Here is a 12281-nt window from a genome sequence, read left to right as displayed (position 1 = left end):
ATATTATTTTAGTTTTAACAATTTGGCGTAATAAAAGCCGTCCATGTTTTCAGCATCAGGTAATAATTGCCAACCTATTGCATTTTCATCAGTATCAGGGTTATTACTGTTAATGGCAATTAATTGTACGTCTTGATTTTGCTCTATAAAGCGAGATATTTGCAGACTGTTTTCTTCAGGTAAAACACTACAGGTTGCATAAAGTAAGGTACCGCCTGGTTTGAGCATTGACCAAATGTTGTCAAGAATCTGCTGCTGCAATACGACTAACTTATCAATATCGTCGGCTTTACGTAACCATTTTATATCAGGATGACGGCGAATAACGCCAGTTCCAGAGCAGGGCGCATCAAGTAGTATACGGTCAAATTGTTCGCCAGACCACCACTCTTGGGTAGCTGCGTCTGCAGTAATTACTTCAGCGGTTAGATTTAAGCGATCTAAATTTTCATGAACGCGAGTAAGACGACCTTCTTCAATGTCTATTGCAGTCATTGAGGCAATATCAGGCGTTTTCTCAAGGATATGGCAGGTTTTACCACCGGGTGCTGCACAGCAATCTAGTACAACATCATTGGGTTGGCAATCGAGTAAACGTGCTGCTTGTTGTGCTGCACCATCTTGTACTGAAACCCAGCCGTCATCAAATCCGGGTAAATGAGCGACATCGAGTGGTTTAGCAAGTGCAATGGCCTGGGAGTGTGGTTCAATATTGGCAATTTCAATATCTGCCTCAATAAGTAGCGCCTGATATTGCTCACTAGTATGGTGTTGCTGATTGGTTCGCAACCACATTGGCGGCTTTTGCTGATTTGCATCGAGTATCGCTTGCCATTGATCAGGGTAAGCATGTTGTATTTTTTTAATAAACCAACCTGGATGATTGTATTTTATTGGGTCAGGTATCTTTTTATCTGTTTTGTTGTCTTGTTTACTTTCTGCTTCCAAAGTACGTAAAAAACCTCTAAGCACAGCATTAACCAACCCTTTCATATGGTCATTTTTTAACGTTTTTGTTGCTGCTACCGTTTCACTCACCGCTGCGTGGTCAGGTATACGCATATATCTTATTTGATAAACCCCCACTAAAAGCAAAAAATGAAAGACTCTCTGCTTTCCCTTTATAGGCTTTTGTACTAATTGACTGACATCGTTTTCTAATTCAGGGAGATAGCGAAGTACGCCATAGCAAATTTCTTGCAGCAAGCCCTTATCTTTACCTATCAGTTTATCTTGTTGTTTTGGTAGTTCGTCACTTAAGCTTCGCCCTTGATCTATAACGGCGTAACAACATTTTGCTGCAAGAGCTCTAATATTAATTATCATTTTTTATTAACCAAGCTTATTTATAGGACTGCCAACAACGAACCAATCGCTGCGACCATTAAGGATATCTTTCACGGCCAATGCTTTTTTTCCAGGAAGTTGAATAACTTCTAGGCGTAAGCAACCATCAGTTGTTGCTACATCGATACCTTCTTTGTCTGCTTTTATTATAGTGCCAGGAACTGCATTGCCTTGATATTCTTGAACGGATGCTTGCCAGACTCGTAATCTATGTTGCTTACCTTCCGATTCAGTCTCTGACTCAGTGAAGGTAAATTGAGATACCGGCCAAGGGATGTATGCTCTAACTTTGCGGTGCAGTTCGGTGGCACTAAGTTGCCAATTAAGTTCTGCTTCAGCTTTATCTAGTTTCTTGGCGTAAGTGGCTAATTCATTATCTTGAGCAATATTGTGATCACTGGCTTGATAATTAGGCAAAGCCATCAATGTGAGTGTTTCTACTAACGCTGTTGGGCCAAGGTTGGCGAGTTTTTCATAAAGGCTAGCACTAGTATCGGTAATCTCTATGTCACACTCGGTTTTTAATATCATGTCGCCAGTATCTAAACCTTTATCCATTTGCATGATAGTGACACCTGTTTTTTTATCACCCGCTTCAAGTGATCGCTGTATAGGTGCAGCACCACGCCACTTAGGTAAAATTGAACCGTGTACATTAATACAACCTAAACGTGGAGCACTTAAAACTACTTCAGGTAATAATAGGCCATAAGCAACGACAACCATGATATCCGCATTATATTGAGCTAATTGCTGTTGGTCTTCTTCACTCTTAAAATTAATAGGCTGCTCAACAATAATGTTGTGCTCTAGTGCGAGTAGCTTTGTTGCGCAAGCGGTTAGTCTTTTACCGCGACCTGCTGGTTTGTCTGGCGGGCAATAAACGGCAATAACATTATGTTTAGCGTGAATTAACGCGGCTAAATGTTGTGCTGCAAAGTCAGGAGTGCCTGCAAAGATGATATTTAATGGAGTAGCCAAAGGAATTCCTATTATTGTAAGTGAGTAAGTACTTACTGATTTTTTTCAAGTCTAGCTTCTTTTTCAAGCTTTTTTTGAATACGTTGACGCTTTAGCGGGGATAGGTAATCAACAAACAAAACACCGTTTAAGTGGTCAAGTTCATGTTGTATACAAATACTTTGCAATTCAGTGGCGTTTAATGTGAATTCTTTACCCTGTCGATCAAGTGCTTTTACCGTACATGCATCATGACGATCTACTTTGGCATAAGTGCCAGGAACAGATAAACAACCTTCTTCATTGATGGATGTTTCGTCACTAGTAGCTATAATTTCAGGGTTGATAAAGACTAAGGGCTGATCGTTATCTTCAGAAGTATCCATTACAACAATACGTTGATGAATATCGACTTGGGTAGCGGCCAGACCGACGCCTTTTTCTTCATACATAGTTGCCAACATATCGTCTATAATCATAGCCGTTGCATCAGTAATATCAGTAAGGGACTGCGCTTTTGTTCTTAAACGCGGATCGGGAAAACGTAATACAGTTAAAATAGTCATATTTTGTTAAAAGAATTAGCGATAATTCATCTAGAATGTTATGTTTTAATTATATACTCAAGTAACTGTAACTGAAACCTGCATTTTTAAGTCACTCGATATAACCAATATTTATAGTGCGTTACAGCAGTAAGCACGAAAAGGAATGAGCTCCATGCTTAAAAAAATAATACTCTCGCTATCTTTACTGTCTTGTCCATTGGTAGTACTTGCCGACCAGATAAAGCTTAATGATGATGCACCTAAAACACATACAGTAGTTAAAGGTGATACGTTATGGGATATTTCAGCGCTATTTCTTGATCAACCTTGGTTATGGCCTAAGTTATGGCGTTTAAATCCAGAAGTTAATAACCCGCACTTAATTTATCCAGGTGATATTTTAAAGCTTGTCTTTGATGAAAATGGTGAACCAATGCTTGTGGTAGAGCCAGTAAAACCAAGCTATAAATGGTCACCTAAGATTCGCCAAGAAAAGACTAAAGATTCTTCCATTACTTTATTACCACTAGAAGTGATTGCACCCTTTATTAGATATGACAATTTATTTACAGAAGATGAGTTAGAAGCATTGCCTTATATTATTGGTAGTGATGAAGGCTACAGAATGACAACGAATGACTTCAAAGTTTATGTTAATGCGGATTTAGAGCTTGCTCACAGTTACGCCATTTATGATAAAGGTGAAGAAATTTTTGATCCTGAAACAGGCGATTCTTTAGGTTTTTATGTCAATCTAGTTGGTACCGGACAGGTAATAAAGCGCGGTGATATCGAAGATGATGTACCTTCAACGATGAATGTTGGCTCTGTGAAAAGAGAGATTCATGCTGGACACTATGTAGTACCAGTTAATGAAGGACAATTGTTACCAGCTGTTTTTCCTATGAAAGCTGCTAATTCATCCCTACGTGGCGCTATTATTAAGGCAACTAGCAATGGCCGTGAATTTGCCAAGCTTGAAGTAGTTATGATTAACCGTGGTTTTGAGCATGACGTTACTGTCGGTGATGTTATGGCGATAAAGCGAACAAGTCCTGCCGTTGTTGATACCGGCAATGGTCCTGCCTATAGTATAGAAACGTCTCGTTGGAATAAGATAACGGGTAGTGATTATAAAATGCCAGAAGAGCAATTAGGTGAATTAATGGTTTTTAAAGTGTACCAAAAAGCAAGTATGGCACTTATTCTTAATACCCAGAAACCAGCAAGAATAAACGATTTGATTACTGCTCCAGAATAGCCAACTGTTGAGTGTTTTATTTTTCCTGCTTTATTAGAGAAAAAATAAAACCTATACCCGCTCCTACTGAGTCTTCAGGTGGAGCGGATACATGACTTGCTCTTAAGGAGAAGACAAGTAATGATTAATAACAGTAATAATATTGAACATTGGTTAGCTTTAAAGCTTGTTCCTCGGTTAGCCATCCACAAAAAAATAGCACTTGTTGAAACCTTTGGTTTAACAGCATTATTTTCGTTAGATAATAAGCCCTCTGTACTTAGCTCTGCTAATAATTTAAGTGTAAAACAACTTTACGCTTTTCATCAGCCTGACTGGCAAAAAATAGCGCAAATTATTCGAACAAGTGCAGCATGTAATAGTGTCATCATTTGTTTTGACGAACCTCGCTATCCACAATTACTCAAACAAATTTATGATCCACCTTTAGTAATATTTGTTCAGGGAAATACATTATTACTCAATGCCCCGCAATTAGCAGTGGTCGGTAGTCGTTCTGCTAGTGTAGGGGGAAGGGATACTGCATTTTCATTATGCCAACAATTGGTGCAGCTAAATTTTGTTATCACCAGTGGATTGGCTCTCGGTATTGATGCTGCAGCACATCGTGGTGCTCTTAGCCAACCTGCGGGTACCATCGCAGTTGTTGCTACTGGATTAGATCAAGTATATCCAGCTAGACATTTATGTCTGGCACAGCAAATAATTGCGTCAAGTGGCGCAATTATTAGTGAGTTTATTCCAGGCACACAAGCTAGAGCGGGGCACTTTCCAAAAAGAAATCGTCTTATTAGTGGCTTAAGCTTAGGTGTATTAGTGGTAGAGGCAGAGTTAAAAAGTGGTTCTTTGATTACAGCTCGCTGTGCACTCGATCAAAATAGAGACGTTTTCGCTATTCCTAGCTCTATTGAAAATAAACAAGCTAAAGGCTGTCACTGGTTAATTAAACAAGGCGCTAAACTTGTTGAACAATGTGCCGATATAATAGATGAGTTCGCTTTTGCAGATAAACCTAGTCTACACTTAAAGGGTGGTCAACAGGCTTTAGAGTCAGTTGAAAAGGGCACTCACAATGGAGAAAGTGAAATAAATCAAAAAGACTTGTGTAACGATGCATTGTTGGCTAGTGTGGGATTTGAGATTACTCCCGTAGATAAGGTAGTTTCACGGAGCGAACTTCCCGTAGAGGAAGTGTTAATTCGGTTAACAATGCTTGAGCTAAGTGGTCTGGTATCTGCGGTACCTGGTGGCTACATTAGAACGCAATAAAAGGGGCTAGTTATGTTCGATATCTTAATGTATCTTTTTGAAACGTACATCCAAAATGAAGCAGAAGCCATGGTGGATCATGAGCTGTTAACTGATGAGTTAACACGCGCAGGCTTTCATCAGGATGAAATATATAAAGCATTAAATTGGCTTGAAAAACTTACCGCGTTGCAAGACACAGATGCTTATCCTTATCTTACTCGCGTAGGCAGTAAGTCGGTACGTATTTATACCAGTGAAGAAATGCAGTTACTTGATACCCCAAGTCGTGGTTTTATTTTATTTTTAGAGCAAGTTAATGTGCTTGATTTTACCACGCGTGAAATGGTGATCGATAGAGTCATGGAACTTGATACCAAGTATTTCTCTATGGATGATTTGAAGTGGGTTATTTTGATGGTGTTATTTAATGTACCAGGTAAAGAGTCTGCGTACTCCCAGCTAGAAGACTTAATCTTTGAAGAACAAGAAGGTCCACTTCACTAACCAATTCCCCTCAAGCTGACTAAATTCACTATGCAGTGTATTTAGCCAGCAGTCACTGAGCGTATTGCTCAGGGACATTTTGTGGCATAATAGCGCTACACTTATTTTATGCGCAATTTCCACTAATGTCTGAATCAGATAAAGCTCTTTTTACTCATCACGAACATGCTTTAGAAAAAGAGTATCAAGTGTGTCCTGAATGCGGATCAGAATTGTCCATTAAACATGGTAAATCAGGAGCATTTTTAGGTTGTGTCAATTATCCTAACTGTCAATATACTCGGGCAGTGGTTGAACACGAACGTGTTGAAGATAAAACATTACCGGGAAGTGAATGTCCATTATGCTCTCATGTGTTAGCGGTTAAGCAAGGTCGCTACGGTATGTTTATTGGTTGTAGTAACTTCCCCCAATGCCATCATATTGAGCAAGAGGCGCAAGAGATCATACAAGATGTGGTGTGCCCAAGTTGTAAAAGAGGCTCACTGCAAGAAAAGACCAGTCGATTTGGTAAGAAGTTTTACTCTTGTGATGCTTACCCAAAGTGTAAGTTTGTCGTCAATCATGAGCCAATTGAAGGGCGCTGTGAAAAGTGTCAATTTCCTCTTTTATTAAAAAGAAATATGGCTGCCGGACTCAAATACCAGTGTGCAGATAAAAAGTGTTCTTATATGCAGAAATTGCTATAAATAGGCAGTAACTATAGATATAAAAAAGACGCCTTTACTATATACGTAATAGGCGTCTTTTTATTTTTAGCTTATCAACTAAAAAAGTTATTAGCTGTGCTTTTCTAAATAGCTTTTTGCGAAGCCATTAAGATCTGGGTAGGCTTGTTTACAAAGGATATCGGCTAAACACTGTAAACGCTCAGCAAGTTGTAACTCACTCTCACCACTAACATTTATGTGACCCATTTTACGACCGGCACGTTTACCTTTGTTATACCAATGAATAGTAGCACTCGGTATAGCAAGCACCTCATTAGGTACAGTATCTTCACCAATGATGTTAACCATTGCTGTAGGGCGAATCAGTGCAGTACTACCTAAAGGCAAATCACAGATTGCTCTTAAATGATTTTCAAACTGACAAGTGTCAGCTCCTTGTTGGGTCCAATGTCCTGAATTATGTACTCTTGGTGCAATTTCATTGACTAAGAGTTGATTTCCCACTTGGAAAAATTCAATTGCCATAACTCCAACATAATTGAGTTTATCTGTAAGCGCTTTAAACACCTTACTGGCTTGTTCCTGCAATTGTTCATCAACAGGAGCAGCAACAGATACACTCAAAATACCATTAGTATGATGATTTTCAGTTAAAGGATAAACCGCAACATCACCGTTTATACGACGAACACCAACCAGCGAGATTTCACGATCAAAAGGTACCATTTGCTCAGCAACAATACCTTGTTTAACAGTCGTTTTTGAGGCCGCAATAAAGTCAGCCATATCTTGCCAAATGGCATCTGAATCAGCAGCTGACTTTAATCGCCATTGCCCTTTCCCGTCATATCCTTCAAGTGCACTCTTAAAGATAATAGGTAATGATAAGTGTTCAATAGCTTTATCAAAATCTATTTTAGAGTTAACAAAATAGTGTTTGGCATTGGCAGCATTACAAGATTCAAGTAATGCTTTTTCTAATCTCCTATCACCACCAATTTTAATCGCGTTACTTGTTGGATTTAACTTCCCTGATTGCTCACACTCAGCAAGTATGTCATGGGCAACATGCTCAAATTCAGCTGTAATTACATCAGCATTTTTAATGCCTGTTTCTAAATCGCTACAAATATATTCAGGAGCAAGAGGTTGTACAACCTTATTACTTAATACATCGAGAGCTTTAACATCCAAGTTTAAAGGTGTGCCCGCTAATTCCATCATTCGAGCTAATTGACCTGCGCCAAGTATGAGAACTTTATTCATGAGAGGTTCTATTCTGCCGGGTTTGGGTTAGCAAGTATGGTTTCAGTCTGCTTTTGACGAAACTCTTCGATATTTTGTTGGATTTCAGCGTCATAAGTACCAATGATTTGTGCTGCAAGTAATCCAGCGTTAGCTGCACCGGCATTACCAATGGCTAATGTACCTACAGCGATACCTTTTGGCATTTGTACAATAGATAATAAAGAATCTTGGCCATTAAGAGCTTTAGATTGCACAGGAACACCTAAAACAGGTAAAGCAGTATAAGCAGCTGCCATTCCTGGTAAATGAGCTGCACCGCCAGCGCCTGCAATAATAACCTTAATACCTCTATCTTTTGCACTTTCAGCATATTCGGCAAGTAAGTGAGGCGTACGGTGTGCAGAAACGACTTTGGTTTCGTACTTTACACCTAAAGAATCAAGCATTTCTGCTGTGTGCTGCATTGTTGGCCAATCTGATTTTGATCCCATGATGATACCGACTGTCATGAATTTATGCCCTTTAAAATTATAGAATGTTCTTCGTATATGAAGAAAGTAAAAATAGAGCTGTAATTATAACCTTGTTTAGCTAAATACGGAATATAGAACTTTTCTATCGATAAATTAATCCTTCACTAGGCGTTTATGAACAGTGTTTGGTAATATTGTATGGAAGTGATTAATTAAGATAAGGGCGATCTGTGAGCGAAAAAAATGTAGTTGATGCTTTTAACAGTGGAGGCATAATTGCTTATCCAACGGAAGCGGTATTTGGGCTTGGCTGTGATCCTGATAATGAAGAATCACTTAAGCGCCTGTTGCAGTTAAAAGCAAGGTCTGCTGACAAGGGACTGATTTTACTCGCAGGAAACTACGCTCAGTTACTTCCATATATTGACGACAGTAAAATCCCGCAAGATATGCGTGCTAGCGTATTATCAAGATGGCCTGATGGCATCACTCAGCTAATATCTAAAAATAATACAATTTCACCGTTATTATCAGGACGCTTTGATACTATTGCTGTAAGAATTACCAGTCAACCCGATGTAGTTGCCTTGTGTAAGCAAACGAATAAACCAATAGTCTCAACCAGTGCTAATTTATCTGGACAAGAACCCGCCAAAACTTGGCAGACATTAGATCTCACCTTATCTAATCAAGTCGACTTTATACTTAAGGGAGTAACTCTAGGTCATACTTCACCATCAAAAATTATTGATGCGTTGACAGGTAAAGTAATCAGAAGTTAAATGATTTATTGATGTGTGAAAGTTAAGAGAATAACACTGCTAATCTATCCGCAACTCCAGTTAGATAATGTGATGTTTTCTTTGAATATCATAAGAATATGATCGAGATCAAAGTATCGATGAGCGTCCTAGATAGTGGTTAAAACGTTGCGCTAAATCAAACTTTATTAAATCAATATGACTATTATACCCATAATTATTTTAAGGATATAAAATCATGAAAAAAACGTTATTAACCATCGCTTTATTATCAATACTTCCTACTGCAGCTTTAGCTAATCAAGCAGGTGACATCTTAGTGAGAGGAGGTCTCACTATGGTTTCACCTGATACGGGTAAAACCCCAATTATTTTAGGTGGTAATGACTCCACTATGACGATGACTGTGGATGACAATACACAGTTAGGTTTAAATGTAGTGTATTTCTTTGATAGTAATTGGGCAATTGAACTGCTTGCAGCAACACCATTTACTCATGATGTGACAATCCAAGACCCGAATGCTGTTTTGGGTGTAGATGGAGTAAAATTGGCCGAAGTTAGTCACTTACCACCAACGCTAAGTGCTCTGTACTATTTTGATACAGGGACTTCTCTTAAGCCTTATATTGGTGTTGGCTTAAATTACACAATATTTTTTGATGAAGAATTCGAATCTGCTCCAACAGGTTTAGGTTTAAGCAACTTAGAGTTAGATGGTTCTTTTGGCTATTCAGTGCAAATTGGTGCTGACTATCATATTAATGAGAAATGGCATGTAAATGCCTCTATTCGTTATATAGATATCAATTCAGATGCCAGCTTTGATGTAGGTGGTGATAGTATTGGTACCGCAAGTATTGATGTCGACCCTATGGTATATTCCGTAATGCTTGGTTATAAATTCTAAGAATATTAAATAAGCACTTACAATAAAAAGCAGTAACTTATTCTAAAGGGTTACTGCTTTTTTGTTTTCATTAATTGTTGATTCAGTTAGGCTGTAGCCATACGCTAACTTATTTGCAATAACTATGACACAACAGACCCCAGATCAATATCGCGTTTTTGGAAACCCAATAGAGCATTCCCGTTCCCCAGATATTCATCATATATTTGCTAGTAAGAGCCAACAAAATATCAATTATCAAAAACAGTTAGTTGATATTGACGGCTTCTCCAATGCCGTTGCCGACTTTATCCATCAGGATGGCAAGGGCGCAAACGTCACAGTACCTTTTAAAGAGCAAGCATTGGCTTTAGCTGATGAACTCACCGACCGTGCGTCATTAGCTGGCGCTGTCAATACACTTACCTTTAAAGAAGGTAAGATTTTTGGTGATAATACTGATGGAGCAGGATTAGTTCAGGATTTAATTACTAACAACGTTTCTTTAAAAAACAGTCGGATTTTGCTATTGGGTGCAGGTGGAGCGGCAAGAGGGGTTTTATTACCTTTACTTGCACAAGGTCCTCATTCTATTGTTATTGCGAATCGAACGGTAAGTAAAGCTGATACATTATGTCAGCACTTTGCAGATAGTCGCCTAAGTGCTTTAGGTTACCAAGATCTCGAACAACTGAGTTTCGATGTAATTATAAATGCTACGTCAGCGAGTTTATCAGGCCATTTACCGCCAATATCAACTTCAATAATAAGTCAGAATGTGGTTTGTTATGACATGGTCTACGGTAAAGATGAAACTCCATTCCTTAAATGGGCAAAAGAACATGGGGCAATAAAAGTGATTGATGGCTTGGGTATGTTGGTAGGACAAGCAGCCGTTAGCTTTGAAGTTTGGCGAGGAGTGACTCCCGAAGTTCAGCCAGTAATTGCTAAATTAAGAGCTTCTTTAAAATAAAGAGAGAAATCAGTATGAATCAAGCAATTTTATTTAATGATGATTTAGCCTTTGATAAAGAGCAAGATGCTTGGTGCTTTACGGCATTATTATCAGCGCAAGTGATTACTATTTACTTCCATTCAATGCAGCTAAAGATGCTTGAAGAAATAGATACTTGTACTAAATTTGATCTAGAAGAAATAGTCGAACTCTGGCTCGAAAAAAATGAGCCAGAGGGAAGTAGTATTCATATACAAATGCGCTAATAAATATATTTACTAAGGTAGTTAATCATTTAAGTAATCATTTTTTAATTCAACATAATTTATTGCTGATTGTTTAAGAAAAGCTGCCTCACTTTCTTTTAAGGGTCTAACCTGTTTTACAGGGTTTCCTACATATAAATAACCGCTAACTAATGTTTTATTCGGAGGCACTAAACTGCCCGCACCAATAAAAACATCATTTTCAATGATGGCACCATCCATAATAATGGCGCCCATACCCACAAGTATACGGTTACCAAGCTGACAACCGTGCAACATGCACTTATGACCAATGGTAACATCATCACCAATTATTAAAGGATTGCCCTGTGGGTTACTTGGGCTTTTTCGAGTGACATGCAAAACACTACCATCTTGAATATTAGTTCGGCTACCAATGGTAATTGTATTTACGTCACCACGTGCTGCAACAAGAGGCCAAATACTGACATCTTCCGATAAAGTAATATCTCCAACAAGAACAGCTGAGCTATCAATGTAAATATTAGCACCAATGGAAGGATGAATGCCCTTATAAGGACGTATGTTAGTAATACTCATATAGCACCTATTGCAATACTGCAATCTAATTGAATGTTTATACCCAAACCATATGAAGACGCATGTTTTCGGTAAAGTAGTGATAAAAATAACATAGCTAGCTGATAAATGCAGTGCCAGGGATATTTAGTAATCAAAAAGTTTATAGAGATAAGGCTAAGTAATTGAAGTCAATTTAATAGATATGAGTAAGTAATGAACGTATTGAAGTAAACACACACAAGGCCTGTATGAAAGTTAAGCAAGTGGTTTTTAATTATGATTTTAACGAAAAAAGGGTTGACCTAATTATATAAATCTTTACAATGCGCTCCAGTTCCAAGGGGTTCACGCAAAATGAATCATCAATGAACTGTTTTGATATGTTATCTAGCTGTAATAACGGTAAATAACGTAAGTTAACATTAACTTTTAAATGTTTTTCGAAATACTTTAAAATAAACGTTGACATCAAAACTCGGAAGCGTATTATACGCATCCTGCTTCGGGGCAACAGCAACGAGCAACGCAAATTAAGTTCAGCTTATTTTGTTTCAGGTGAAGAGCGAATGCGACTCTCACCTACGTTCCATACGGAACGTTTTCT

The 12281-nt window shown here is 38.3% G+C and carries 14 protein-coding genes; 8 read left to right on the top strand and 6 right to left on the bottom strand.

Features of this window, described 5'->3' with window-relative positions:
• Nucleotides 1-3: 3 nt before the first annotated feature.
• The 3 genes from rsmB to def are packed head-to-tail and all read right to left on the bottom strand — an operon-like array spanning nucleotide 4 to nucleotide 2873.
• Nucleotides 4-1326, bottom strand: coding sequence for a 16S rRNA (cytosine(967)-C(5))-methyltransferase RsmB (gene rsmB, locus CXF85_RS17465; protein ID WP_198555682.1), 1323 nt, complete (start codon nucleotides 1324-1326; stop codon nucleotides 4-6).
• Between the two features lie 6 nt (nucleotides 1327-1332).
• Complete coding sequence (fmt, locus tag CXF85_RS17460) at nucleotides 1333-2328, bottom strand: methionyl-tRNA formyltransferase (RefSeq protein WP_101229928.1); 996 nt, start codon at nucleotides 2326-2328, stop codon at nucleotides 1333-1335.
• 32 nt (nucleotides 2329-2360) lie between these two features.
• Complete coding sequence (gene def, locus CXF85_RS17455) at nucleotides 2361-2873, bottom strand: peptide deformylase (RefSeq protein WP_101229927.1); 513 nt, start codon at nucleotides 2871-2873, stop codon at nucleotides 2361-2363.
• Nucleotides 2874-3027: 154 nt separating this feature from the next.
• Here def and CXF85_RS17450 point away from each other — a divergent pair, with 154 nt between their 5' ends.
• The 4 genes from CXF85_RS17450 (at nucleotide 3028) to CXF85_RS17435 (ending at nucleotide 6560) form a co-directional block, all read left to right on the top strand.
• Nucleotides 3028-4116: a LysM peptidoglycan-binding domain-containing protein gene (locus CXF85_RS17450; RefSeq protein ID WP_101229926.1), complete on the top strand. Its 1089-nt coding sequence runs from the start codon at nucleotides 3028-3030 to the stop codon at nucleotides 4114-4116.
• Between the two features lie 120 nt (nucleotides 4117-4236).
• Nucleotides 4237-5385, top strand: a complete 1149-nt coding sequence (gene dprA / locus CXF85_RS17445) for a DNA-processing protein DprA (RefSeq protein WP_101229925.1) — start codon at nucleotides 4237-4239, stop codon at nucleotides 5383-5385.
• Between the two features lie 12 nt (nucleotides 5386-5397).
• Complete coding sequence (locus CXF85_RS17440; protein WP_101229924.1) at nucleotides 5398-5871, top strand: DUF494 family protein; 474 nt, start codon at nucleotides 5398-5400, stop codon at nucleotides 5869-5871.
• A 125-nt stretch (nucleotides 5872-5996) separates the two neighbouring features.
• A complete protein-coding gene (locus CXF85_RS17435) occupies nucleotides 5997-6560 on the top strand; it encodes a DNA topoisomerase family protein (protein WP_101229923.1) in 564 nt (187 codons plus the stop codon).
• 90 nt (nucleotides 6561-6650) lie between these two features.
• On the opposite strand, the gene CXF85_RS17430 is transcribed toward CXF85_RS17435, so the two are convergent.
• A complete protein-coding gene (locus CXF85_RS17430; protein WP_101229922.1) occupies nucleotides 6651-7808 on the bottom strand; it encodes a 5-(carboxyamino)imidazole ribonucleotide synthase in 1158 nt (385 codons plus the stop codon).
• An 8-nt stretch (nucleotides 7809-7816) separates the two neighbouring features.
• The gene (purE, locus tag CXF85_RS17425) at nucleotides 7817-8299 is read right to left on the bottom strand and encodes a 5-(carboxyamino)imidazole ribonucleotide mutase (RefSeq protein ID WP_101229921.1); all 483 of its coding nucleotides are present in this window, start codon (nucleotides 8297-8299) and stop codon (nucleotides 7817-7819) included.
• Between the two features lie 194 nt (nucleotides 8300-8493).
• Between purE and CXF85_RS17420 the strand changes: the two genes are divergently transcribed.
• The 4 genes from CXF85_RS17420 (at nucleotide 8494) to CXF85_RS17405 (ending at nucleotide 11134) form a co-directional block, all read left to right on the top strand.
• Complete coding sequence (locus CXF85_RS17420) at nucleotides 8494-9045, top strand: Sua5/YciO/YrdC/YwlC family protein (protein WP_101229920.1); 552 nt, start codon at nucleotides 8494-8496, stop codon at nucleotides 9043-9045.
• Between the two features lie 217 nt (nucleotides 9046-9262).
• Nucleotides 9263-9934 carry an OmpW/AlkL family protein gene (locus CXF85_RS17415; protein ID WP_101229919.1) on the top strand — a complete coding sequence of 224 codons (672 nt, stop codon included), beginning with the start codon at nucleotides 9263-9265 and terminating at the stop codon, nucleotides 9932-9934.
• A gap of 124 nt (nucleotides 9935-10058) precedes the next feature.
• Nucleotides 10059-10886: a shikimate dehydrogenase gene (aroE, locus tag CXF85_RS17410; RefSeq protein ID WP_101229918.1), complete on the top strand. Its 828-nt coding sequence runs from the start codon at nucleotides 10059-10061 to the stop codon at nucleotides 10884-10886.
• 14 nt (nucleotides 10887-10900) lie between these two features.
• Nucleotides 10901-11134 carry a hypothetical protein gene (locus tag CXF85_RS17405; protein ID WP_101229917.1) on the top strand — a complete coding sequence of 78 codons (234 nt, stop codon included), beginning with the start codon at nucleotides 10901-10903 and terminating at the stop codon, nucleotides 11132-11134.
• A gap of 21 nt (nucleotides 11135-11155) precedes the next feature.
• On the opposite strand, the gene CXF85_RS17400 is transcribed toward CXF85_RS17405, so the two are convergent.
• The gene (locus tag CXF85_RS17400) at nucleotides 11156-11695 is read right to left on the bottom strand and encodes a gamma carbonic anhydrase family protein (RefSeq protein WP_101229916.1); all 540 of its coding nucleotides are present in this window, start codon (nucleotides 11693-11695) and stop codon (nucleotides 11156-11158) included.
• Between the last annotated feature and the right edge of the window lie 586 nt (nucleotides 11696-12281).

Origin of the sequence: Colwellia sp. 75C3 (assembly GCF_002836255.1) — a bacterium.
GTDB lineage: Bacteria > Pseudomonadota > Gammaproteobacteria > Enterobacterales > Alteromonadaceae > Colwellia.
This window is presented reverse-complemented; position numbering and strand designations above follow the sequence as displayed.